The 23,258-nt window shown below is 72.3% G+C and carries 16 protein-coding genes, 2 tRNA genes, 1 other RNA gene and 1 pseudogene; 11 read left to right on the top strand and 9 right to left on the bottom strand.

What is annotated here, in order from left to right; all coding sequences use genetic code 11:
• Nucleotides 1-140: 140 nt before the first annotated feature.
• Together SGFS_RS28345 and SGFS_RS28340 are read right to left on the bottom strand one after the other, a co-directional pair.
• Entirely contained in the window at nucleotides 141-401 is a 261-nt protein-coding gene (locus SGFS_RS28345; RefSeq protein ID WP_286254460.1) for a helix-turn-helix domain-containing protein, read from the bottom strand.
• Nucleotides 401-1,021, bottom strand: a complete 621-nt coding sequence (locus SGFS_RS28340) for a hypothetical protein (RefSeq protein WP_286254459.1) — start codon at nucleotides 1,019-1,021, stop codon at nucleotides 401-403. Before SGFS_RS28340 ends, SGFS_RS28345 begins: the two co-directional genes overlap by 1 nt.
• 242 nt (nucleotides 1,022-1,263) lie before the next feature.
• Here SGFS_RS28340 and SGFS_RS28335 point away from each other — a divergent pair, with 242 nt between their 5' ends.
• The 5 genes and pseudogenes from SGFS_RS28335 to SGFS_RS28315 form a co-directional block, all read left to right on the top strand.
• Nucleotides 1,264-2,349 carry a PEP/pyruvate-binding domain-containing protein gene (locus SGFS_RS28335; protein ID WP_286254458.1) on the top strand — a complete coding sequence of 362 codons (1,086 nt, stop codon included), beginning with the start codon at nucleotides 1,264-1,266 and terminating at the stop codon, nucleotides 2,347-2,349.
• A 52-nt stretch (nucleotides 2,350-2,401) separates the two neighbouring features.
• Nucleotides 2,402-4,321, top strand: coding sequence for a PEP-utilizing enzyme (locus SGFS_RS28330; RefSeq protein ID WP_286254457.1), 1,920 nt, complete (start codon nucleotides 2,402-2,404; stop codon nucleotides 4,319-4,321).
• Nucleotides 4,322-4,347: 26 nt separating this feature from the next.
• Nucleotides 4,348-5,058 carry an HD domain-containing protein gene (locus SGFS_RS28325; protein ID WP_286254456.1) on the top strand — a complete coding sequence of 237 codons (711 nt, stop codon included), beginning with the start codon at nucleotides 4,348-4,350 and terminating at the stop codon, nucleotides 5,056-5,058.
• Between the two features lie 32 nt (nucleotides 5,059-5,090).
• Entirely contained in the window at nucleotides 5,091-7,595 is a 2,505-nt protein-coding gene (locus SGFS_RS28320; protein WP_286254454.1) for a SpoIIE family protein phosphatase, read from the top strand.
• A 254-nt stretch (nucleotides 7,596-7,849) separates the two neighbouring features.
• Nucleotides 7,850-8,155 (top strand): annotated as a pseudogene (locus SGFS_RS28315) (response regulator transcription factor); the annotation flags it as partial.
• A gap of 235 nt (nucleotides 8,156-8,390) precedes the next feature.
• On the opposite strand, the gene SGFS_RS28305 reads toward SGFS_RS28315, so the two are convergent.
• A complete protein-coding gene (locus tag SGFS_RS28305; RefSeq protein ID WP_286254452.1) occupies nucleotides 8,391-8,732 on the bottom strand; it encodes a hypothetical protein in 342 nt (113 codons plus the stop codon).
• 160 nt (nucleotides 8,733-8,892) lie between these two features.
• A tRNA-Ser gene (locus tag SGFS_RS28300) sits at nucleotides 8,893-8,980 on the bottom strand.
• Between the two features lie 118 nt (nucleotides 8,981-9,098).
• Here SGFS_RS28300 and ffs point away from each other — a divergent pair.
• The 6 genes from ffs to SGFS_RS28270 all read left to right on the top strand — a co-directional run bounded on the left by ffs (nucleotide 9,099) and on the right by SGFS_RS28270 (nucleotide 19,292).
• An RNA gene (gene ffs / locus SGFS_RS28295) (signal recognition particle sRNA small type) lies at nucleotides 9,099-9,195 on the top strand.
• A gap of 78 nt (nucleotides 9,196-9,273) precedes the next feature.
• Entirely contained in the window at nucleotides 9,274-11,793 is a 2,520-nt protein-coding gene (locus SGFS_RS28290) for a DNA polymerase III subunit gamma and tau (RefSeq protein ID WP_286254451.1), read from the top strand.
• Nucleotides 11,794-12,503: 710 nt separating this feature from the next.
• Nucleotides 12,504-13,757 carry a phosphoribosylamine--glycine ligase gene (gene purD / locus SGFS_RS28285; protein ID WP_286254450.1) on the top strand — a complete coding sequence of 418 codons (1,254 nt, stop codon included), beginning with the start codon at nucleotides 12,504-12,506 and terminating at the stop codon, nucleotides 13,755-13,757.
• A 381-nt stretch (nucleotides 13,758-14,138) separates the two neighbouring features.
• Complete coding sequence (locus tag SGFS_RS28280) at nucleotides 14,139-16,172, top strand: M48 family metalloprotease (RefSeq protein ID WP_434028083.1); 2,034 nt, start codon at nucleotides 14,139-14,141, stop codon at nucleotides 16,170-16,172.
• A 492-nt stretch (nucleotides 16,173-16,664) separates the two neighbouring features.
• Nucleotides 16,665-18,116: a N,N-dimethylformamidase beta subunit family domain-containing protein gene (locus tag SGFS_RS28275; protein WP_434028082.1), complete on the top strand. Its 1,452-nt coding sequence runs from the start codon at nucleotides 16,665-16,667 to the stop codon at nucleotides 18,114-18,116.
• Nucleotides 18,117-18,392: 276 nt separating this feature from the next.
• A complete protein-coding gene (locus tag SGFS_RS28270) occupies nucleotides 18,393-19,292 on the top strand; it encodes a phosphoribosylaminoimidazolesuccinocarboxamide synthase (protein ID WP_286254449.1) in 900 nt (299 codons plus the stop codon).
• Between the two features lie 53 nt (nucleotides 19,293-19,345).
• Here the strand turns inward: SGFS_RS28270 and SGFS_RS28265 are convergent.
• The 5 genes from SGFS_RS28265 to SGFS_RS28245 all read right to left on the bottom strand — a co-directional run bounded on the left by SGFS_RS28265 (nucleotide 19,346) and on the right by SGFS_RS28245 (nucleotide 23,210).
• A tRNA-Gly gene (locus SGFS_RS28265) sits at nucleotides 19,346-19,421 on the bottom strand.
• Between the two features lie 22 nt (nucleotides 19,422-19,443).
• Nucleotides 19,444-20,076, bottom strand: coding sequence for a response regulator transcription factor (locus SGFS_RS28260; protein WP_286254447.1), 633 nt, complete (start codon nucleotides 20,074-20,076; stop codon nucleotides 19,444-19,446).
• The gene (locus SGFS_RS28255; protein WP_286254445.1) at nucleotides 20,073-21,428 is read right to left on the bottom strand and encodes a sensor histidine kinase; all 1,356 of its coding nucleotides are present in this window, start codon (nucleotides 21,426-21,428) and stop codon (nucleotides 20,073-20,075) included. The genes SGFS_RS28260 and SGFS_RS28255 overlap by 4 nt, the downstream gene beginning before the upstream one ends.
• 13 nt (nucleotides 21,429-21,441) lie before the next feature.
• Nucleotides 21,442-22,230, bottom strand: a complete 789-nt coding sequence (locus tag SGFS_RS28250; protein ID WP_286254443.1) for an ABC transporter permease — start codon at nucleotides 22,228-22,230, stop codon at nucleotides 21,442-21,444.
• Entirely contained in the window at nucleotides 22,227-23,210 is a 984-nt protein-coding gene (locus SGFS_RS28245; RefSeq protein WP_286254442.1) for an ABC transporter ATP-binding protein, read from the bottom strand. Before SGFS_RS28245 ends, SGFS_RS28250 begins: the two co-directional genes overlap by 4 nt.
• Between the last annotated feature and the right edge of the window lie 48 nt (nucleotides 23,211-23,258).

Here is a 23,258-nt window from a genome sequence, read left to right as displayed (position 1 = left end):
GGGTGAGCCAGCGGCCCACGCCGACCACCGCGGTGATCAGAACGACCAGTACGACGGCGATCGCGATCTTCGCGCCTGTGTCCATGACGTTGAACATGCGGGTCTCCTTCAGAAAGGTGATGAGTGGCTGGTCGTGCGGGTCAGGATTTCCGGGGGCCTTCGGAGGACGCACCGGGCCGGTGGCTGAGCAGGTCCCCCGGCTGGCACTGCAGGACTTCGCAGATCCGGGTGAGGGTGGTGAACCGGATCGCCTTGGCGCGGCCGTTCTTGAGCACGGAGAGGTTGACGTTGGTGACGCCGACGCGGTTGGCGAGTTCGGTGAGGGTCATGCCGCGCTCGCTGAGGAGCCTGTCGAGGTGCACCTCGATGTCGTGCCCCTCGTGGTCGTCGGCGGGCGCCATCAGACGACCCCTTCGAGGTCCTCGCGCATCGACGTGCCCGCGCGGGTGATCCGAGCGAAGCTCAGCAGGCCGAGACCGATCAGTACGGCCAGGGAGGGAAATGTCCACATGTCCTGCTCCAGCCAGGCCCAGGCCGTGAAGTCAACGCTCTTGGCCAGTTCCGCGAGCAGGGCCGCTCTGGCGTTGGCCTCGGTGATCTCGACGACCAGGCTCCCGACGAGCAGCCACCAGCCGAGCAGGCGGAACCGGGCAGCCGTCCGCATGGTGTAGACACCCTCGCGCGCCGCTCCCTGCAGCAGCCGGTGCAGCAGGAAGAGGCTGCTGATCAGGAGCAACGTCGATGGCAGTCCGGTGAGTTCGTCGAGGAAGCGCAGGTATGCGCCGGGCTCTTCGGCGCAGTAGCGGGGGATCGAGTCGACCTGCGCCCCGATCTCGGTGGCGGCAGGGAGGGGGGTGACGGAGCTGGTGGTCGACTCGTCGGTGATGCAGACGAAGGAGCCGCCCCAACTGCCACGGACGATCGAGACGACGACCCCTACCGTCAGCAGGCCCAGCAGGATGCGCAGGGCGACGGACACGACCGTGGCCATCGGTTCGAGCATCTTCCGGTCTTCGGTCATGGCGCCCCGCCTCGCTTATCGTTTATCGATGTTATCGATAAACGATAGGCCGGTCGGGTGTGCGAAGCAACCCCACATGTCACGGCGGGCGCCGGGCGGGGTCGGCGTTCCTGACGTCGTCATCGGACGACGTCGGAGGGCACGACGGCCGCCGGGCCGCCGACCGCCGTCGCCGCACAGGACGCCGTAGGCTCGGTGGAGGGGATGTGCCGAGCGGCCGTGCCAGTGCGGAGAGCCGTCCCATGACCTGCCAGTACACCGTCACATTCGACTCCGGTGCCGATCCGTCCACCGCCCGGGTCGGGGGCAAGTGCGCCGGTCTGCTGAGGATGACCGGCCTCGGGATACCGGTGCCGCCCGGGTTCGCGGTGACCACCGACGCCTTCGACGCCCTGGTCGACGGCGACGGACTTCGCGCCGAGGTGGCCTCCGTCCTCGCCGGGCTCGACATCTCCGACACGGCCGGAACCGAGACGCGTGCCGCCGAGATCCGCCGACTGGTCACCGAGCGGCCCGTGCCGTCCCCGGTCGCGACGGCCGTCACCGCGGCCTACCAGGTCCTCGGGGCCGCCGGGGACGTCCCCGTGGCCGTAAGGTCGAGCGCCGAAATGGAAGACCTGCCGACCGTGAGCTTCGCCGGGCAGTACGACACCTATCTGTGGGTCCGGGGGGCCGACGCCGTCGTCGACGCCCTGCGCCGCTGCTGGGCGAGCCTGTGGACCGCGCGAGCGATCACCTACCGCGCCGCCAACGGTGTGCCCGAGCGGGAGCTGAGCATGGGAGTCGGCGTGCAGAGAATGGTCGACGCCCGCACGGCAGGGGTGGCCCTGACCGTGAACCCGGCCGACGGCGACCCCTCGAAGATCGTCATCGACGCCGGCTGGGGACTCGGCGAACCGGTGGTGTCCGGTGAGATGACCCCCGACAACTACGTCGTGGACAAGGTGCTGCTCGTCCCCGTACGGACGACCGTGTCGCCGAAGCACCACGAACTGGTCGTGGCTCCGGACGGGCGCGGGCTCGTCCGGCGTTCGGTCGAGGACGCCCGCCGGAGGAGGGTCTGCCTGGAGCCCGCCGAGGTCATCGCGGTCGCCGGGCTGGCCAAGGACGTCGAGCGCCACTACGGCTACCCGCAGGACATCGAGTGGGCCATCGCCCGTGCCCCGACGGCGGCCCCGGACGGCGGCGGACCCCGGGTGCTGTTGCTCCAGGCGCGGCCCGAGACGTTCTGGAGCCGCAGGCCACGCGCGAGAGCCGCGGTGGTGCACGGAGCGGGCGTCTCCAGCATCGCCGACACCATGCTCGGCCTCGGGAATCTCCCCACCTGAGCGACCCGAGCCCCAGGCCCGGTCACCCCCAGGCCCGACGAAGGGACCTCGCATGGCGACCCAGCAGCAGCGCACGCCGTCCGGACATCGCACGCCGTCCGGACAGCCCACGCCGTCCGGACAGCGCACGCCGTCCGGACAGCCCACGCCGTCCGGACAGCGCACGAGTTTCCCCAGCCCCTATGAGCAGCCGCCGCCCGCCGGGGCCGAGGACTGGCGGAGCCTGTATCCGTACCACGTGCTCTTTCAGCCCGAGCGGCGTGCCGTGGAGGAGACGAAGTTCTGGTTCTGCGACAACCAGCACTGGCCCACGGTGCTCAAACCGTTCGAGACGATCGGCCCCGAACTGGCGGCGAAGTGCCTGGGCCAGTTCAACACCCGGTACTTCCTCATGCCGCCGGCCAACGGCATGGAATGCCGCGTCCACCATGGCTACGTCTACCTCAGCCCGGTCGCGGTGGACCGGGACGAGACGGTGGCGCGGGTGCCGGAGTTCCTCCGGCGCGCCGGATACTACTTCGAGCACTGGGACACGCTGCTGGACAACTGGAAGCGCAAGGTCCTCGCCACGATCCGGGAGCTGGAGGCGCTCCGGTTCGCCGAACTGCCCGACGTCCAGCCGTACGAGGAGATCGAGCGCGGCGTCGGGCTGGACGCGACCGACGCCCTGCTAGGCGGGTACGACCAGCTCCTGGCGCTGTGCCACCGGGCATGGCAGTACCACTTCGAGTTCCTCAACCTCGGCTACGCGGCCTACCTGGACCTCTTCCAAGCGTGCAGACAATGGTTCCCCGCCATCCCGGACCAGGCCGTCGCGGCCATGGTCCAAGGCGTGGACATGGAGCTGTTCCGCCCGGACGACGAGCTGAAGCGGCTGGCGAAGCTCGCCGTCGAACTGGGCCTGGAGCACCTGCTGACCGTCCCCGGCCCCGGACAGCACACCCTCGACGCCGTCGCACTCGCGCCAAGGGGCCGGGACTGGCTGGATGCCTGGCGAACAGCCCGCGACCCGTGGTTCAACTTCACCTCGGGCAACGGCTTCTACGCCGACGACCGGTACTGGCGGGACCACCCCGCCCTGCCCCTGGGCTACATCCGCGACTATGTCCTGCGGCTGCGCCGGGGCGAGAACATCGACCGGCGCGTGTCCGAACTCGTCGCCGAACGAGACCGGATCACCGGCGAGTACGCCGCGCTGCTCGACCCCGCCCAGCGCACGGACCTCGAGGCCAAACTGCGGCTCGCCCGACAGGTCTACCCGTACGTGGAGAACCACAACTTCTACATCGAGCACTGGTCCATGGGCGTCTTCTGGCGCAAGACCCGGCAGTTGTCCGCGCTCCTGCACCGGGCGGGCTTCTGGCCCGGTGAGAACGACCTGGTGTACCTCACGCGCGACGAGGCCCGCGGCGCGCTGTTCGACTTCGCGGCCGGCTGGGCGCGGGGCTCCCCGTCGATCGGCCCCGACCACTGGCCGCCCGAGGTGGAACGGCGGCGGCGGATCGTGCACGCCCTCGCGTCCCGGCGCCCGGAGCCGGCGCTGAACCGGCCGCCCGCCGCCGTCACGGAACCGTTCAGCATCATGCTGTGGGGCATCACCAGCGAACGGGTCAGGTCCTGGCTGGCCGGCCACTCCACCACCGGCGACCTGACCGGCCTGACCGGCCTGGCCGCCTCGCCCGGACGTGCGGACGGCCCGGCCCGGATCGTCCACAGTCCCGCCGAGCTGGACCTCGTACAGGAGGGGGAGATCCTCGTCGCGCCGGTCACGGCGCCCAGTTGGGCCCCGGTGTTCAGCCGGATACGGGCCACGGTGACCGACATCGGCGGGGTGATGTCGCACGCCGCCATCGTCTGCCGGGAGTACTCCCTGCCCGCTGTGACGGGGACCGGGTCGGCGTCCACGCGTATCAGGACGGGGCAGCGGATCCGGGTGGACGGCACGGCCGGCACCGTCACCCTCCTCGACTGAGTCGCTCGTACCGAAAGGAGACCGGCATGGTCCCCACACCCCTTCCCGTCCTCCCGCTCGCCCCCTCGCTGATCCCGCCGGCGGACGAGGTGCCCGCACTGGGGTGCCTGACCGGGGTCGAACAGGAGATCTGGGGCCGCGCCCAGCCGTATCTCGACGTGCGGGACAACGACGCGCACTCGCTCTGCGCCCACGGACTTGCCGTCGCGCTGCTGACCGCGGTGCCACAGGCCCGTGCCGACGTCGTGCTCCCGGCGATCCTGCTGCACGACACCGGCTGGAAGACCGTCGACCCGGCACGCATCCTGCCCGCCATCGCCCCCGGCTCCCACGACCCCGAGACCGTCCGCAGACACGAGACGGCAGGCGCCGTCATCGCCGGCCGCATCCTCACCGCCATCGGGTACCCGCAGGAGGACACCGCGCGGATCATGGAGATCGTCGACGGCCATGACACCCGGCGGTACGCCCTGAACGCCGACGACGCGGTGGTCAAGGACGCCGACAAGCTGTGGCGGCTCACCCCGCACGGGCTGCGGACCGTCGGCTCCTGGTTCTGCCTCGACACCGAGCAGACGCTGCGAATGGTCCTGTCGAACACCTACGACCGGCTGCTCACCGGAACGGGCCGCGCGATCGCCCGAGCGCTGGTCGCCTGTACGGGGCTCGACAGCGGCCCGCAGCGGCCGGCGATCAGCGGTCGGTACTCATGGGTGAGCGGCGGCCATTCAGGTTGATTACGAACATATAGCGCACCACGCTGGACACCATGGACACGTCGCACCTCCTCGGACTGGTCGTGACCGACCGGCGGGGGCTGATCACCGGGTGGAGCCCGGGGGCAGCACGCCTGCTGGGCCACACGGCCGCGGAGGCCGTGGGGCAGCCGGTCGCGGAGCTGCTGGGCCTGACGGACGCCGATCGGCTCGGGGAACAGCACATGGCGCCCGGGGAACAGCACATGGCGCCCGAGGAGCAGCACATGACGACCGAGGAACAGCACATGGAGCTCGCGGTGCGGCACATGGCGCTCGCGGTGCGGCACAGGGACGGCAGCCTGCTGACGCTGCCGGTCTCCCGCTATCCACTGGCCGCCGACCCGGCCGGGTGCGAAATCGGGCCCGGTTCGGTCCTGGTGGTCGGCCCGCCGCCCATCGGGTCCGCGCTCCGGGAGCGCGAGGCGTTGGCGGCCTGGACTCTCGAAGCCTCGCCGATGGCGCTCACGGTCTACGACACCGACCTGCGCTGCGTGTGGCAGAGCGACCGGATGCGCCGCCTCAGCGGAATCTCCGACGAGCAACGGCGCGGGCGCCGCCTCACCGAGGTTCTGACGGGCCCGGACGCCGTGGAGTGGGAGGAGCGGATGCGGCTGGCCCTGCTGACGGGCGAGGAGCAGGTCGGCGAAGTCAAGGGCAGTTTCCTGGCGGGGTCCGCCTCCCGGATCTTCAGTGTCTCCGCGACACCGTTGCAGGACGACCGGGGCCAGACACTCGGCGTCTGCACCACCGTGACGGATGTGAGCCGCGCCAGCCGTGACCGAGAGCGCCTGGCCCTGCTGAACGACGCGAGCGTCCGCATCGGCAGCACCCTGGACGTGACCCGGACCGGCCAGGAGCTGACCGAGGTGGTGGTGCCCAGGTTCGCCAACTTCGCCCGCGTCGACCTGCTGGAAAACCTCCTCAGGGGCGACGAGCCCGCCCCCGGGCCGATCGTCGGGGCCGTCCGGCTGCGCCGGATCGCGGAGCTGAACCTGTTCGAGGGTGTCCTGGAGGCGCAGACCACCGCCGGCGACTCCGACGTCTATCTCGCCAACTCACCCGCGGCGCTCTGCCTGGCCAGCGGACGCTCGGCGGTGTACCGGACCGAGGACCCGGTGATCCGCGCCTGGGAGGCCTTGAGCACGGCCCGGCAGGCGAAGATCGCCCGGTTCGGGACGCACTCGTGGATGCTGGTGCCGGTCAGGGCCCGGGGAGCGACTCTCGGTGTGGTCATGTTCACCCGAACCCGCGAGACCCCCGAGCCGTTCGAGCCCGGTGACCTCTCCCTGGCCGAGGACCTGGTGGCCCGTGCGGCGGTGAGTCTGGACAACGCGCGGCGGTTCACACGGGAGCGCGCGGCGGCACTCGCGCTTCAGCGAAGTCTGCTTCCGCAGCGACTGCCGCACCAGTCGGCGGTGCAGGTGGCCTCGCGTTATCTGCCCGCGTCACCAAGCATTGGAGTGGGGGGCGACTGGTACGACGTGATCCGGCTGTCGGGCGAGCGGGTGGCCCTGGTGGTCGGGGACGTGGTGGGGCACGGGATCCACGCGGCGGCGGCGATGGGGCGGCTGCGGACCGCCGTGCGTACGCTCGCCGACGTCGATCCGACCCCGGACGAACTGCTGACCCGGCTGGACGACCTGGTGATCCAGTTGTCCGAGGAGGCGGGGGGCGACCCGGGCGGCGATCCGGCCGCGGACATCGGTGCGACGTGTCTGTACGCGGTGTACGACCCGGTGTCGGGGCGGTGTTCGCTGGCCCGGGCCGGTCATCCGGCGCCCGTTCTGGTGGCACCGGACGGGGTGGCCGGGTTCCTGGAGCTCCCCGCCGGGCCGCCGCTCGGCCTGGGAGGTGTGCCGTTCGAGTCGGTGGAGGTGACGCTGCCGCCGGGGAGTCTGCTGGCGCTGTACACCGACGGCCTGGTCGAGTCCCGGCAGCACGATCTGGACGTCGGCCTGGAAGTGCTGCGAAGGGCACTGACCGAGCCTGCCGACGCACTGGAGGACGTGTGCGAACACGTGGTGAGGACGGTGCTCCCGCACGGACCCGCCGATGACGCGGCGCTGTTGCTGGTGCGGACTCAGGCGCTGGACGGGCGGCGAGTCGCGGCGTGGGACGTGGCGGCGAACGCGGCGGCGGTGTCGCGGGTGCGTTCGGAGAGCGTGCGCAGGCTGGTGTCCTGGGGCCTGGAGGAGGCCGCGTTCGTGACCGAACTGGTGGTCAGTGAGCTGGTGACGAACGCCATCCGGTACGGCGGTTCCCCGATCCAACTGCGGCTGATCCATGACCAGGTGCTGACCTGCGAGGTCTCGGACGCGAACAGTGCCGCGCCCCACCTGCGGCGGGCGCGGGTGTTCGACGAGGGCGGCCGAGGTCTGCTGCTGGTCGCACAACTGACGCAGAGATGGGGGACGCGGCAGACCTCGACGGGCAAGACGATCTGGTGCGAGCAGGCCCTGCCGACCGAGACCGAGCCGAACCGGCCCGACGGGCCGGCGTCGGCCGAGGCGGCATGACCGGGGCGGCATGACCGGGGCGCGGACGACATCTCGGCACCGACGCCGCCTCGCACGAGGCGGGACCCCAGTTGCCGCCAGCGCCTCGGCCATCTGCGAGTACGGCAGCAGCGCTCCTCTTCGCAGGGCCGCCTCAACCGCGGCGCGAGCAGCAACTGTTCGCGACTGCGCCGAAGTTCTGCGCGGGAATTCCCGGCTGCTTCCGCATTACGGTTCTGGGATGCGCGGGCCTTGATCTCATCGTTCTCGATGTGATGCTGCCGTTGGTCGACGGGCTCGATGTGTGCCGCATTCTGCGCACCGAGTAGGACGTCCCGATTCTGCCGCTCACCGCCCGCACGACCGAGGAGGACATGCTCCTCGGCCTCGACCTGGGCGCCGACGACTACCTCACCAAGCCGTACAGTCCCCGCGAACTGACCGCGCGGGTCCGGGCGTTGCCGCGCAGGTCCAAGAGGGCCGACGGCGCGGCGGAGCCCGCGGTACTGCGGGTCGGCGCGGTGGAGCCGGACACCGCGCGCTTCGAAGTCCGGGTGGAGGGGCGGCCGGTGGCGCTGACCGCATCCGTAAGAACCGGCTCCGCCCCAAGTTAGGCGCACAGCTGCGGCACCAATCCGTGTGGCCGTAAGGCGGGCTACTGCCCCAAGCGGGAGCAGACCCGGCTGCTTCGGGACGCGGGCGTACGGGACGGCCGTCTCCATGACCCTCGCCACACCGCCGCGACCGTCCTCCTGATCCTCGGCGTCCCCGACGTCGTGATCGACTCGATCAGGCGGACTGAAGCTCTATGCGAGGTCAGAGTGTGTGGGTCTCCTCTTCCCGCTCCGAGAGGAAGTCATCGAGCAGCGCGAAGAGGGTCGTGATGACACGTTCTTCCTGCTCCGGTGAGAGCTGCCAGTGATCCCAGCTCTCATCAGGGAGGGCGATGTGACGGACCAGCCCCATCCAGGCGTGGTTGCATTCCCGGCCGCGCCTGGCCACCAGCCAGTCACGCCAGCCGTCGAGCCCGGGGCCGCCGTGCCGCCGGGCGTGGGCGTGGTAGCCGATCAAGAAGCTTTCCACCCGGGCGAGTGTGGCCTGACCCACGAACACCTCGGGGCCCTCGGACACGAAGGCCCAGTACTCACGCTCACTCATGTCTATGAGACTCACCCGCTCATCCTTCCGCATCGAAGCCGGTCGTCCCCGATCCCGAGCAAGCGGCGGGCGGCCAACTGAGACGGAAACTGAGACGGACAACGACGAAGGGCCCCACCGCGAACGGTGGGGCCCTTCGACATCGTGCCCGGTGAGGCACTGGCGGAGGATACGAGATTCGAACTCGTGAGGGGTTGCCCCCAACACGCTTTCCAAGCGTGCGCCCTAGGCCTCTAGGCGAATCCTCCGCCAGGAACATTACATGACGGCGGGGAGTGGTTGCGAACTCGTTCGAGGGTGGGTGATCAAGAGGGAGGGGAGGTGGGGGACGCGGGTCGGGTGCCCCGGCGGATCGGGTAGGCTGGGGGCAGCCCCTCACGCGGCGCTATCTGACTGAACTCCCCCAGGGCCGGAAGGCAGCAAGGGTAGGTTGGCTCTGGCGGGTGCGTGAGGGGTCTTTGCGTGCTCCGGGGCGGGGGAGCGTGGGCTCTGGTTCCGCCGCGGCCCCGGGTTGTCAGTGGGCGCCTATAACCTCGTATGTGTGTCGTCTCTCGCGCTGTACCGCCGCTATCGCCCGGAGTCATTCGCCGAGGTCATCGGGCAGGAGCATGTCACCGACCCGCTGCAGCAGGCGCTGCGGAACAACCGGGTCAATCACGCGTACCTGTTCAGCGGGCCGCGCGGCTGCGGCAAGACGACGAGTGCGCGCATTCTGGCGCGGTGTCTGAACTGCGAGCAGGGGCCCACGCCGACGCCGTGCGGTGAGTGCCAGTCGTGCCAGGACCTGGCGCGGAACGGCCCGGGGTCGATCGACGTCATCGAGATCGACGCCGCGTCTCACGGTGGTGTCGACGACGCCCGTGAGCTGCGCGAGAAGGCGTTCTTCGGGCCCGCCGGCAGTCGGTACAAGATCTACATCATCGACGAGGCCCACATGGTCACGTCGGCCGGTTTCAACGCGCTGCTGAAGGTCGTCGAGGAGCCGCCGGAGCACCTCAAGTTCATCTTCGCGACCACCGAGCCCGAGAAGGTCATCGGGACGATCCGGTCGCGTACGCACCACTATCCGTTCCGGCTCGTGCCGCCCGGGACGCTTCGTGAATACCTCGGCGAGGTCTGCGGGAAAGAGAAGATCCCGGTCGAGGAGGGTGTGCTGCCGCTGGTCGTGCGGGCGGGCGCCGGTTCCGTGCGTGACTCGATGTCCGTCATGGACCAGCTGCTGGCGGGCGCGACCGACGCGGGTGTGACGTATGCCATGGCCACGTCCCTGCTGGGGTACACGGACGGGTCGCTGCTCGACTCCGTCGTCGAGTCCTTCGCTTCGGGGGACGGGGCGGCGGCCTTCGAGGTCGTGGACCGGGTGATCGAGGGCGGGAACGACCCACGCAGGTTCGTCGCCGATCTGCTGGAGCGGCTTCGGGATCTGGTGATCCTGGCCGCCGTGCCCGATGCCGTCGAGAAGGGGCTCATCGACGCGCCCGTCGAGGTCCTCGAACGCATGCAGGCCCAGGCCGGGGTCTTCGGCGCGGCCGAACTCAGCCGGGCCGCCGATCTCGTCAACGAAGGGCTGACGGAGATGCGGGGCGCGAACTCGCCCCGACTCCAGCTCGAACTCATCTGCGCACGCGTGCTTCTCCCCGCGACATACGGCGACGAGCGCTCCGTCATGGCCCGCCTCGACCGACTGGAGCGGGGCGTCAACTTCTCCCATGGCGGCCCCGGGCCCGCCATGGGCTACGTGCCCGCGCCTGATGTGCATGGCGCCATGGCCGGCGGAATGGCCGGTGGGGTGCCTGGTGGCGGGGCTCAGGCGGCGGGCATGGTGCCGCCGGGGGGCGGTGCCGCCGCGGCTCGGGCTGCTGTGCGAGGGGGCGGGGCGCCGGGCGGGGGCGCGGGTGTTCCGCAGAGTGTGCCGGGTGCGGCGGGCGCACCTGGTGTTCCTGGTGTTCCCGGTACGGCGGCTGCTCCGGGTGCGGATGCGTACGGCGCTGGGCAGGCGAGGCCGCCTGCGGCTCCTGCGCCCGCACCTGCGCCCGCGCCCGGGCACGCACCTGTGTCCGGGCCTGTTTCGCCCCCGGTTGCGGGCGCTCCGGCGGAGGCTCAGCAGGCTGGGCCCGCCGTGCCTGCCGCTTCAGTCCCGCCGGCGAACGCACCGGCACCCGCGCCCGGGCCGGGAGCCCCTGCCGCTCCCGCTCCCACTTCCGCCGCCCCCGGCGCCTGGCCCACACCCGCAGCCGCGGGCAGTGGGCGGCGTCCCGGCGGGTGGCCGACGGCCACGCCTGCCGGTGGTGGGGCCCCGGGCGGAGGCCAGGCACCGGCGGCACCGGCTGCCGCCGCGGCCGCCCCGGCGGGGCCCGGCCCCGCCGCCGCTGCCCCGGCTCCCTCCGGCTTCGCTCCCGTCGCCGGTGGCCTCGACCCGCGCGTGCTGTGGCCGAACGTCCTGGAGGCGGTCAAGAACCGCCGCCGCTTCACCTGGATCCTGCTCAGCCAGAACGCGCACGTCGCCGGTTTCGACGGCACGACACTTCAGATCGGCTTCGTGAACGCGGGCGCCCGGGACAACTTCGCGAGCAGTGGCAGCGAGGACGTCCTGCGGGCGGCGCTGACCGAGCAGTTCAGCGTGAACTGGAAGATCGAGGCCGTCATCGACACCTCCGGCGGCGGCGCGGGTGCTCCCGGCGGTTACGGGGGTGCCGCTCCCGCCACCGGTGGCTACGGCAGCGGTTACGGCGCAGGCGGCGGCAGCGGTTACGGCGGAGGCGGTGCCGGTGGCTACGGTGGCGGGTCGTCCGCCCCGGCCGGGCGCCCTGCCGCGCCCCCCTCCGCTCCGGCGCCCGGCCCGGCGTCCCCGGGACAAGCCCCGCACCAGCACTCGGCCTCGACGGCCCCGCCCATTTCCGCGCCCACCCCGCCTCCGGCCCCGGAGCCGCCCCCCGTCTCCCCCGAGGACGACACCCCCGAGGACGACGACCCCGACCTCGACGAGTCCGCACTCTCCGGCCACGAACTGATCGTGCGGGAACTGGGCGCGACGGTGGTGGAGGAGATCGCCAACGAGTAGCGGGCGGGGGCGACCACTGTGCCGCCGCCGCTCGACACACCCGCCCCGTGCCTACGACCTGACCTACGCCCTACGGCCCCACCCCGCCCCGCTCGCCGCACGTGCTGCCCGGCGCACACCCGCATGGACGCTTCGCGTAGCGGCCGCGAGCTGCGACGCCCCGGGGACGGGCTAACCGAGACCTGGCCTTCGCCCTGTGGCTTTCGCCCCGTGGCTTTCGCCCTGTGGCTTTCGCCCCGTGGCCTGGCCGCTCCGCCCCGCCCGGCCGCCGTACGTGCTGCCCGCCGCTCACCCGCACGGACGCTTCGCGTAGCCGCCGCGAGCTGCGACGCCCCGACGAGCTACCCGGCGGCCCGGCCGACCCACCCCCGCCAGCCGCACGCCCTCACCCCCCTCAAAGTCCCCGCGTGCCCCACAGTCCGCACGGGCCTGCCCTCCTCCGCAGCCGCGAGCCCCGCCCACGCCCACCCTGCATGGACCGCCCGAACGCGCGCACCGCCTGCCCCCAGCCAAGTGCCGCCCCAAGCCCGGCCACGCGCACCACCGACCCCCCAGCCAAATGCCTCCCCAAGCCCCGCCCCTCCCCCTCGTCCGCCGCCTTCCCTTTCCCCCTCACCCCCCACCCCTCGTGCGATCCCACAACCCCCACTCGTCCCACCCCTCGGAAGCCCCCACAAACAGACCCACCCCGGCCGGTTAGGCTGAACCCCGTGAAGGTCCTTGTCATCGGTAGCGGTGCTCGCGAGCACGCGCTGTGCCGTTCTCTGTCCCTCGACCCCGACGTCACCGCACTCCACTGCGCACCCGGCAACGCGGGCATCGCGGAGGTGGCCGAGCTGCACGCGGTCGACGCGCTCGACGGCGCCGCCGTGACCGCGCTGGCGACCCGGCTCGAAGCCGAGCTGGTGGTGGTCGGGCCGGAGGCCCCGCTCGTCGCCGGTGTCGCCGACGCCGTACGCGCGGCCGGCATCCCGGTGTTCGGACCGTCGGGGGAGGCCGCCCAGCTGGAGGGCTCCAAGGCCTTCGCCAAGGAGGTCATGGCCGGCGCCGGCGTGCCCACCGGGCGGTCGTACGTCTGCACCACCCCGGAGGAGATCGACGAGGCCCTCGACGCCTTCGGCGCGCCCTACGTCGTCAAGGACGACGGGCTGGCCGCCGGCAAGGGCGTCGTGGTGACGCCGGACCTCGCCGAGGCCCGCGAGCACGCGCTCGCCTGCGGCCGGGTCGTCATCGAGGAGTTCCTCGACGGCCCCGAGGTCTCCCTCTTCGCCATCACCGACGGCGAGACCGTCCTCCCGCTACAGCCCGCCCAGGACTTCAAGCGGGCGCTCGACGGCGACGAGGGCCCAAACACCGGCGGCATGGGCGCGTACTCGCCGCTCCCGTGGGCCGACCCGAAGCTCGTCGACGAGGTTCTCCAGACCGTTCTGCAGCCGACCGTCGACGAGATGCGCCGCCGCGGCACCCCCTTCTCCGGCCTGCTCTACGCCGGCCTCGCGATCACCAGCCGTGGCGTACGGGTCATCGAGTTCAACGCCCGCTTCGGCGACCCGGAGACCCAGGTCGTCCTCGCCCGCCTGAAGACCCCGCTGGCCGGCGTCCTGCTCGCCGCAGCGAACGGCACCCTGGCCGACCTCGAACCCCTCCGCTGGAGCGACAACGCGGCCGTCACCGTGGTCGTGGCCTCCCATAACTACCCCGGCACCCCGCGCACCGGCGATCCCATCACCGGTCTCGACGCGGTGGCCGCAGAGGACGCCCCGCACGCGTACGTCCTGCACGCCGGAACCAGGCGCGACGGCGACGACGTGGTCAGCGCGGGCGGCCGCGTCCTGTCCGTCACGGCCATCGGCAAGGACCTCCACCAGGCCCGCGACCGCGCGTACACCGCCGTCGGCCGTATCGACCTGGACGGTTCCCAGCACCGTACGGACATCGCGGCGAAGGCGGCCGCCGGAGCCTGATCCCCGCCTGCCCGCCTGCCCGCTTGCCGGCCTGCCTGCATGCCCGCCCGTCCGGCCGACCTCCAGTGCCGCCCCCGACGGGTACGCCTCCCGGGCCCCGGAATCCCTTGGGAATCCGGGGCCCGACCCTTCCCCAGCGTCATCCACCTCTCCCCAAAGCCATTCCATCGAGTGAGCGATGGCCCATACGGCTGACGTGGGCCGAGGCCCCAACTAGGGTGCGGCGCAAGTGTTCCGGCACTTGGCCCACCGGCATTGCGATGTCAGGGGTGGGTGCCACAGTGGGGGAGTGAGCAACGTCAGGGCAGTCGGCGGGGGCCACTGCGACGAGACACCGTCGCAGCAGGCGCCGCGTGGGACAGCAGGGGGTGACGTCGGGTCGTGACCGGCATGGGTGGTGAGGAGGCGGGCGCGCAGGCCGCGCGTTCCCGGGCGCTCGCCGTGCTACGGGTGCGCAGTCGGGCACTGGCCGTGGCCCTGCTGCCCGCAGCCGTCGCCGTGGTCCTGCTCGCCGGCGGTTCCACGGGCCACCTCACCGGCCCCGGCTGGTCCGCGGCCGCCTGGGTCATGACCGGCGTCGCCGTGGTCGTCCTTCTCTGTGCCGTCGGCGTCGCGCTCGTCGTGGCCCGCGCCCGGCCCGCCGTGAGCCCCACGGTCCCGGTCACCGAGGAGGCCGCCCCCGACCTCTACCGCCTGGTGCGGGACCTGGCCGACCGTCTGGACGTCCCGCCGCCCTCCGCGATAGCCCTCACTCCGGACTGCGACAGCTGGCTGGAGGACCGCACGCACCCGGCCCAGAGCCGCCCGGACAACAACTCCGCCGCACCCTCGTCGACCGACTCCGAGACCGACAGGGACACCGCCTCCGACAGCAACAGTGACGAGATGTCCGGCGTACGTGGCCTGTCGCCGCCCCGGCGGCATCGCCCGCCCACCGCGCCCGTGCTCGTCATCGGCTCGCCGTTCCTGTGGTGGATGCGCGTGGGCGAGCTGCGCGCGGTGCTGGCCCCGGTCGTCGCCGGTACGGGACCGTCGGCACACCCGGACATAGCCGCGGCCCGTCGTTTCGTACGAGGGCTGGACGCGGCCGTGGCCGTCACCTCGGCACCCTCGCGCATTCCGCCCTCTCGGACGGTCCTGGCCGGTGTCGGCTGGGTGACCCGGCTGCTTCTGCGCAGCTGCCGGGAGCACGCGGCCGAGATGGAGCGGGGTGTGGCCGCCGGGGCGGCCGAGCGTGCACAGGCTGTGGACTACGGTCTGCGGATCGTCGCCCAGGAACAGGTCGGCCTGGCCTACGCGGGCTGGGACCGGCTCCTCACGCGCGTGGCCCTGCCCGCCTGGCGGATGGGCCGCTGGCCGTCGCGGCTCGACGCGGGGGTGGTCGCCGCCCTCACGGAGCTGTCGCGCCGGGACCGCCTCGCCGAGGGCTTCACCTCCCGGCTCGGCGAGCGCCCCGCCTGTGACCTGCTCGAAGAGCCCGGCACGGTCGACGAGGCCGCGTCCCTTCTCGCCGCCCGCCTCTTCCACGGTGGGCCCGCCGAGCCCGGCCCCGACTGGGCCCCGGTGGACTGGGACGAGTACCCGGACGAAGTCGTCGACCGTAAATGGCGTACCGACGCGGCCCGCCTCCACCGCGTCCTGGACGCCCTCGGAGTCCAACGCGCCACAGGCACGACAAGCTCGGCGAACCCGGCCCCCGGCGGCCCGACCCTGGCCCGAGTGATGGACCACCTGACGGCGGCCTCGGAGGGCTCCGACGACGACCGGCTGCACCACGACGAGTTCGAGGCCGAGACCGAGCCCGAGCCCGAGACCGAGACCGAGGCGGAGACGGCGGCAGCAGCCCAGGCAGGACCAGACGCGGAGAAACGGAACATATCCGGCGCCGCCCCGCACCTCGGCGCCGCCCCGCTCCCCGACGCCGGGCCGCCGCCCGCCCGGGCCCCGCTCCCCGACCCCGACCCCGACCCGCTCCATCCTGACGCCGACGAAGACCCACCCCCACCCACCCCCCACACGGCCGCCCTCACCACCGCCCTCACCGCCGAGCTGGCCCGCGAGGAAGCCGCCACCCCGGCCACGCCGCAGCCGGGCGGCGCCGAGGCGCAGGGCCCCGACCGGGCCTTGTGGGACGACGATCTGCTCCCCCTCTTCCCGCTGCAACCACCCCGCACCGGCCGCGAACTCCTCGCCGAGCACGTCACCGCGATGGTGTGCTGCGCCGCGATGGACACGGCCGGCGCCACCCCGGGCCTCGACTGGCTGGACGGCCCCTCCCTCCTGGTCAACGGAGAACGGGCCGCCGACCTCGCCCCCCGCGTCCTCACCCTCGTCGAGGACGGCGACCCCGCCCCCCTCCGCGACTGGCTCCGCCACCTCGGCGTCCGCCCCGAGAAGCCGGTCCGCCTGGTCTGACCACACCCACCACCGACCTCCCGCGGCGGGCCCACCGACGAGTGCGCCGACGGGCCCGCCGACGGTCCACCCCCAACCGCCCACCCGGAGCCCCTCGTTCCGTTCTTCCCCCGCGCATCAAATAGCAACGAACGGTGACGGAGTGCGTGCGTAATGTGATGTGCTGGGACCGATCGCGTACGTAGCAAGGGCCTGCGACAGCTCACGGGGGCACGAGGGAGGGGACAACTCATGGGCTCGGACCGCCTGAACTACTCAGTCAGCCCGGACCACCCGGACCACCTGAACCACCCAGACCACACGGACCACCGGGACCACCAGAACGACTCAAACCACGCGGCCCCCACAGACCACGCGGCCCCCACAAACCCTGCGGCCCCCACAGACCTCCCAGACCACACACCCTCCACAGACCACACGCCCGCCCCACCCCGCCCCACCGCCGGAGGCGCCCACATCCCCCGCTGGGAGTCCGGTGCGCTAGCCCACGCCGTGACCGACCCCTTCGGCCAGGGCCCCGTCCCCTGGCTGCGGGGCAACGTCACGTACTTCGACGACACCGGCCAGGTCGTCCCCTGGTACGTGGACCCGGCCCTGCCCCCGCCGCGCGGCGCCGCCAAAGGGCCCCGTGTCCCCGGCCCCCGCCCCGCCGCCGGAGGCCCCCGCTCGGCCGACGACGTGCACCGCCAGATCAAGGGGTTCACCGCCACCGGCGCCGCCTCACCCGGCGAGTCCATCGACTTCCACATCACCGTGGACCCGCCCCAGGAATTCGGCGTCGACATCTACCGCGTCGGCCACTACGGAGGCGACGGCGCCGCCAAGATCACCACCAGCCCCCGCCTCTCCGGGATCGTCCAGCCCCCGCCCCTCACCGCCGACCGCACGGTCTCCTGCCACCACTGGTGGCTCTCCTGGCGCCTGCAGATCCCGAGCTACTGGAACATCGGCGCCTACGTGGCGGTCCTCACCACCGCCGACGGCTACCGCTCCCACATCCCGTTCACCATCCGCGACGACCACCCGGCCGACCTGCTCCTCGTCCTGCCCGACATCACCTGGCAGGCGTACAACCTCTACCCGGAGGACGGCCGCCTCGGCGCCAGCCTCTACCACGCGTGGGACGAGGAGGGCCGGCTCCTCGGCGAGTCCGACGCCGCGACGACCGTGTCCTTCGACCGCCCGTACGCCGGCGCCGGCCTCCCCCTCCACGTCGGCCACGCCTACGACTTCATCCGCTGGGCCGAGCGCTACGGCTACGACCTCGCCTACGCCGACGCCCGCGACCTGCACTCCGGCCGCGTCGACCCCAGCCGCTACCGAGGCCTGGTCTTCCCCGGCCACGACGAGTACTGGTCGTCCCCGATGCGCCGCACCGCGGAGCTCGCCCGCGACCAGGGCACCTCGCTCGTCTTCCTCTCCTCCAACACCATGTACTGGCAGGTGGAGCTGAGCCCGTCCCCGTCCGGCACCCCCGACCGCCTCCTCACCTGCCTGAAACGCAGGGGACCCGGCAAACCCGCACTGTGGCGCGAAATCGACCGCCCCGAGCAGCAGCTGATGGGCATCCAGTACGCGGGCCGGGTCCCCGACCCCCACCCCCTGGTCGTGCGCAACGCCGACCACTGGCTCTGGGAGGCGACCGGCGCCCACGAGGGCGACGAGCTGGAGGGCATGGTCGCCGGCGAGGCCGACCGCTACTTCCCCCGCACCCCGCTCCCCGAGCACCAGGGCCGCATACTCCTCGCCCACTCCCCGTACCGCGACAGCGAGGGCGCCCTGCGCCACCAGGAGACCTCCCTCTACCGTTCCCCCTCCGGCGCCCTGGTCTTCGCATCCGGGACGTTCGCCTGGTCCCCGGCCCTGGACCGTCCGGGCCACGTGGACACCCGGGTCCAACGAGCCACCGCCAACCTCCTGGACCGCATCTGCAAACGCGACTGAGCCCCCTCCCGCAACAGACCCGAGCCCACACGCCACCACAGCCCTGAGGCCACCACAGCCCACACGCCACCACAGCCCTGAGGCCACCACAGCCCACACGCCACCACAGCCCTGAGGCCACCCACCTCGACACGCCCCCCCGCCCCTGCCCACCCGCCCCCACAGGCCCGAACCCGCTCACCCCGACGCCGGCCAGGACCAACCCAACCCTGGCCAAGACCAACCTCCCCGATGCGGGACAATCGAGCCACTTGGACATCACCACGGGGAGGAACCGTGTCCGGATTCGTAGAAAAGCCCGAGCCGCTCCAGGTTCCGGGCCTGGTACATCTGCACACCGGCAAGGTGCGCGACCTGTACCAGAACGAGGCGGGCGACCTCGTGATGGTCGCCAGCGATCGCATCTCGGCCTTCGACTGGGTGCTCCCCACGGAGATCCCCGACAAGGGCCGCACGCTCACCCAGCTCTCTCTCTGGTGGTTCGACCAGCTCGCCGACCTGGTCCCGAACCACGTCCTGAGCACCGAACTCCCGGAGGGCGCCCCCGCCGACTGGGCCGGCCGCACCCTCATCTGCAAGTCGCTCAAAATGGTCCCGGTGGAGGCCGTGGCCCGCGGCTACCTCACCGGCTCGGGCCTGCTGGAGTACAACGACTCCCGTACGGTCTGCGGCCTGGCCCTCCCCGAGGGCCTGGTCGACGGCAGCGAGCTGCCCGCGCCGATCTTCACCCCGGCCACCAAGGCCGCCGTCGGCGAGCACGACGAGAACGTGTCGTACGAGGAGGTCGCCCGCCAGGTCGGCGCGGAGACCGCCGCCCAGCTGCGCCAGACGACCCTCGCGGTCTACGGCAGGGCCCGTGACATCGCCCGTGACCGGGGCATCATCCTCGCCGACACCAAGTTCGAGTTCGGCTACGAGGGCGACAGCCTGATCCTCGCCGACGAGGTGCTCACCCCCGACTCCTCCCGCTTCTGGCCGGCCGACCTGTGGGAGCCGGGCCACGCCCAGCCGTCCTTCGACAAGCAGTACGTACGCGACTGGCTGACCTCCGCGGAGTCCGGCTGGGACCGCAAGAGCGAGCAGCCCCCGCCGGCGCTGCCCGAGGAGATCGTCACCGCGACCCGCGCCAAGTACATCGAGGCGTATGAACGCCTGACGGGCATGGCCTGGTCGTAGCAGGAGACGGGCAACGCGAAGGGCCCCCGGGAAACCGGGGGCCCTTCGCGTAATGGAGCGGACGACGAGGCTCGAACTCGCGACCTCAACCTTGGCAAGGTTGCGCTCTACCAACTGAGCTACGTCCGCATGCGCCGTGGCGCGAGGCCAACTATACCCAACCTCGCTCCCGCGCGAGCCGCACCGCCGCGTGCCGATTCTCCACCCCGAGCTTCGAGACGGCCGACGACAGATAGTTCCGCACGGTCCCCTGGGACAGGGAGGCGCGCTCGGCGATCTCCGCCACAGGTGCCCCGTCGGCGGCGAATTCGAGCACCTCCGCCTCGCGCGCGGTCAGCGGCGAGTCCCCGGCGGAGATCGCGTCGGCGGCCAACTCCGGGTCCACATAACGACTTCCCGCGTGCACCGTACGAATGATCTCGGCGAGCCGTTGCGCACTGACCGTCTTGGGGACGAACCCTCGCACACCCGCCTCAAGCGCCCGCTTCAGATGCCCGGGCCGCCCGTGACCGGTGACGATCAGCACCCGGCAGCCAGGAAGTTCGGCCCGCAGCGATGTGGCGACCCTCACACCGTCCGCGCCGGGCATCTCCAGATCCAGCACGGCCACGTCCGGCCGGTGCGCGACCGCCATCGCCAGCGCCTCCGGCCCGCTCGCCGCCTCCGCGACGACGACCAGGTCGTCCTCCAGGGCCAGCAGCGCGGCCAGCGCACCCCGGATCAGATGCTCGTCGTCGGCGAGCAGCAGCCGCACGGGCCCCGCCGCCCCGGGTACGGCCGTCATGACGCGCCCTCGCCGACGACCGAACCGGCGCGCCCGCCGGACGCCCCACCCGCGCGCCCGCCGGACACCCCAGCCGCGCGCCCACCGGACATCGCCCCCGTACGGGCCACCGGCACCCGAGCCGTCACCCGGAACGCGTCGCCCGCCACCGGCCCGGCCTCCAACGTCCCGTCCACCGCCGCGAGCCGCTCCCGCAGTCCGGCGAGCCCGGACCCACCACCGCCGGGCTCCTGCCCGACACCGTCGCCTCCGGCGCTGTCCACAGCCCCGGCACCCCCGGCCACCCGTATCCCGTCGTTCTCCACGGTCAGTACCACCTGCCCCTCGCTCACCTTCAGCACCACCGAGCACTGCCCGGCGTTCCCGTGCCGCAGCACGTTCGTCGTTCCTTCCCGCACCACCCAGGCGAGCGCGGACTGCACCTCGCTCGGCAGCCCGGCGGCGTCCGCCCCGTCCACCGAGCAGTCGATGCCTGCCGCCGCCAACACGCCCTGCGCACCGGCGAGTTCGACCCCCAGATCGGCCTCGCGGTACCCCCGTACGACATCGCGCACCTCTCGCTGCGACTCCTGGGCGATCCGCTGGACCTCGATCATCTGGTCCACGGCCTCGGGTCGCTCGCGCCGGGCCAGCTGGATGGCCAGCTCGCTCTTCAGGGCGATCACGGCGAGGTTCCGGCCCATCACGTCGTGCAGATCGCGGCCGAAGCGGAGTCGTTCCTCGGCGACGGCGAGGCGGGCCCGGGTCTCGCGGGCCTCGTCGAGCTCGTAGACGGCGTTGAGCAGCCAGACGGAGAAGGCGGCCGTCCAGGCGAGGATGCTTGCGCCGATCCCCACGAACACCGAGGTGGCCAGCGCCTCGGGCCCGGGGACCCCCAGGGGGAACCCCACGAGTCCGGCGCCCGCGGTGAAGCCGGCGACGAGCGCGTACACCCGCCGCCGGTCGCGGACACCGAGCGCGAGGGTGCCGACGCCGAAGACCAGCACGGTCCCGAAGGTCGCGCCCGCGATGGTGTCGACATCGTCGCCGGCCGGGCCGTGCTCCGCGATCCCGATGGCGATGACGGCGATCAGCACGGTGACCACGGCGAGCGTCCACAGCTGCCGTACGGGTTTCTCCCGGCGGCCGCGCGTCCAGTCGAGCGCCCGAGAGGAGGTCACCGCGAGAACCACGGCGTGCGCGCACACCATCAGCAGCAGCCAGATCCTCACCCAGGGCCCCACCTGGCTGGCGGCCTGCAGCCCGACCGCGGCGACCTCGGCCACCGCGAAGAAGTGGAACGACCACCTCGTGTATGTCTCGACCTTGGCAGGAGTGGTCTTCCCCCGCCACCAGGCCCCCGGCCCCCGCATTCCCCGACTCCCCTCAGCGCCGCGGTTCCCAGCGGAACCACCGCCGTACAGCAAACACCGCGAGCACGGTCCAGACCAGCGCGGTCGCGACGGCGCCCAGGGTCTCGTACACGGACAGGTCACCGGTCCAGCCGCCGCGCACCAGCGTGATGACGGGCGAGAGCGGCAGCAACTCGCAGACGGAGGCGACCCGTTCGGGCAGGACCTCCAGCGGAACGGTGATCCCGGAGCCGAGCATCGACACGAACATCAGCGGCAGGGCGGTCACTTGGGCGCTCTCCGCCGTCTTGCTGAAGGAGGCCGTGACGGCCGCGAGAGCGGCGCACATCACGACGCCCGACAGCACTCCCAGTACGGCGAGTTGGGGCGCGGCCGGGGCCCCCAGGTCGAGCAGGACCGTGGAGCCGATGGCCAGCAGCACGCACTGTGTGAGCCCGATGCCGACGGCGGGCAGCGCGGCCCCGGCCAGGATCTCGGGGTCGCGCAGCTCCCCGGTGCGCAGCCGCTTGAGGACGAGTTCCTCACGGCGTACGACGTAGACGTTGGTGAGGGCGCTGTAGATCGCGAAGAGCAGCGAGAAGCCGATGCCGGCGGGCAGCAGCACGGTGCCGAGGCTGAGCCCCGCCTTCTCCAGATCCATCTCCTCGGTCGCCGAGCGCACACTGAGCGGCAGCAGCAGCGGTACGAGCACCACCGTGACCAGCGTGGCCCGGCTGCGCCCCAGCAGGGTCAGCTCGGCCCTGGCGAGGGCGGCCATCCGGCTCGTGACCGTCGTACGACCGGTGTTCACGACGGCACTCATACGGCCGACTCCTTCTGGTGCGACTCGGTAGGGGACTCGGTACGGGACTCGGCAGCCGTCTCCCGCGCGATCCGCAGGAACGCCTCCTCCAGCGAGGCGGACCGCACCTCCAGGCGGCCCAGCTCGACGTGGGCGTCCTCGGCCCACCGCAGCAGCGCGGTGGCGGCCCGCTGGAGCTCGCCGGTGCGCAGCACGATCGCGCGGCCGTTCTCCTCGTGTCCGATGACGCCCAGCTCGGCGAGGGGCGGCAGGTCGCCGAGGAAGTACCCGGCGGGCAGTTCGAAGGAGATCCGGGACGGCTGGGACGCGGTCACCTCGGCCGGTGTGCCGGTCGCCGCGAAGCGCCCCTCGTGCAGGATGGCCAGCCGGTCGGCGAGCCCCTCGGCCTCCTCCAGGTAGTGCGTGGTGAGCAGCACGGTCGTACCCCCGTCGCGCAACTCCCGTACCAGCTCCCACGTGTCCCGGCGGCCCTCGGCGTCGAGCCCGGTCGTCGGCTCGTCGAGGAACAGCGCCTCGGGCCGCCCGAGGAGCGCGAGCGCCAGGTCCAGACGCCGCTTCTCACCCCCGGACAACTGCTTGATCCGTACGCCGGCCCGGCGCCCGAGCCCGACGATTTCCAGGGCCTCCCCGGTGGGCCGGGCCCCGCTGGTGCAGCCCGCCCACATCCGTACGGTCTCGGCGACGGTCAGCTCGGAGGGGAAGCCACCCTCCTGGAGCATCACGCCGATCCGGGGCCGCACGGCCGCCCGTTCCCTGTAGGGGTCGTGCCCGAGGACCCGCACCCGGCCGCCGGACGGCGCCGCGAGTCCCTCCAGCAGCTCGACCGTCGATGTCTTGCCCGCGCCGTTGGTGCCCAGGAGCGCGAAGATCTCCCCCCGGCCGACGGAGAACGTGATCCCCCGCACGGCCTCGAAACCGCCCCCGTACACGCGCCGCAGGTCGGTGACCTCAATCACGCCTTCGCGCCCGTTCGTTTCCATGACCCAAGCGTCCCGGCGGTTCGGCGCACGCGGCAGTGCGCGGTGTCA

Origin of the sequence: Streptomyces graminofaciens, assembly GCF_030294945.1 — a bacterium.
GTDB lineage: Bacteria > Actinomycetota > Actinomycetes > Streptomycetales > Streptomycetaceae > Streptomyces > Streptomyces graminofaciens.
The sequence above is the reverse complement of the archived record's forward strand: the minus strand, read 5'-3'. Positions and strand labels throughout refer to the sequence as shown.

Excerpts from the sequence above, each read along its gene's own strand:
- SGFS_RS28345 (WP_286254460.1), bottom strand. The coding sequence starts at position 401 with ATGGCGCCCGCCGACGACCACGAGGGGCACGACATCGAGGTGCACCTC.
- SGFS_RS28340 (WP_286254459.1), bottom strand. The coding sequence starts at position 1,021 with ATGACCGAAGACCGGAAGATGCTCGAACCGATGGCCACGGTCGTGTCC.
- SGFS_RS28335 (WP_286254458.1), top strand. The coding sequence starts at position 1,264 with ATGACCTGCCAGTACACCGTCACATTCGACTCCGGTGCCGATCCGTCC.
- SGFS_RS28330 (WP_286254457.1), top strand. The coding sequence starts at position 2,402 with ATGGCGACCCAGCAGCAGCGCACGCCGTCCGGACATCGCACGCCGTCC.
- SGFS_RS28325 (WP_286254456.1), top strand. The coding sequence starts at position 4,348 with ATGGTCCCCACACCCCTTCCCGTCCTCCCGCTCGCCCCCTCGCTGATC.
- SGFS_RS28320 (WP_286254454.1), top strand. The coding sequence starts at position 5,091 with ATGGACACGTCGCACCTCCTCGGACTGGTCGTGACCGACCGGCGGGGG.
- SGFS_RS28305 (WP_286254452.1), bottom strand. The coding sequence starts at position 8,732 with ATGAGTGAGCGTGAGTACTGGGCCTTCGTGTCCGAGGGCCCCGAGGTG.
- SGFS_RS28260 (WP_286254447.1), bottom strand. The coding sequence starts at position 20,076 with ATGACGGCCGTACCCGGGGCGGCGGGGCCCGTGCGGCTGCTGCTCGCC.
- SGFS_RS28255 (WP_286254445.1), bottom strand. The coding sequence starts at position 21,428 with ATGCGGGGGCCGGGGGCCTGGTGGCGGGGGAAGACCACTCCTGCCAAG.
- SGFS_RS28250 (WP_286254443.1), bottom strand. The coding sequence starts at position 22,230 with ATGAGTGCCGTCGTGAACACCGGTCGTACGACGGTCACGAGCCGGATG.
- SGFS_RS28245 (WP_286254442.1), bottom strand. The coding sequence starts at position 23,210 with ATGGAAACGAACGGGCGCGAAGGCGTGATTGAGGTCACCGACCTGCGG.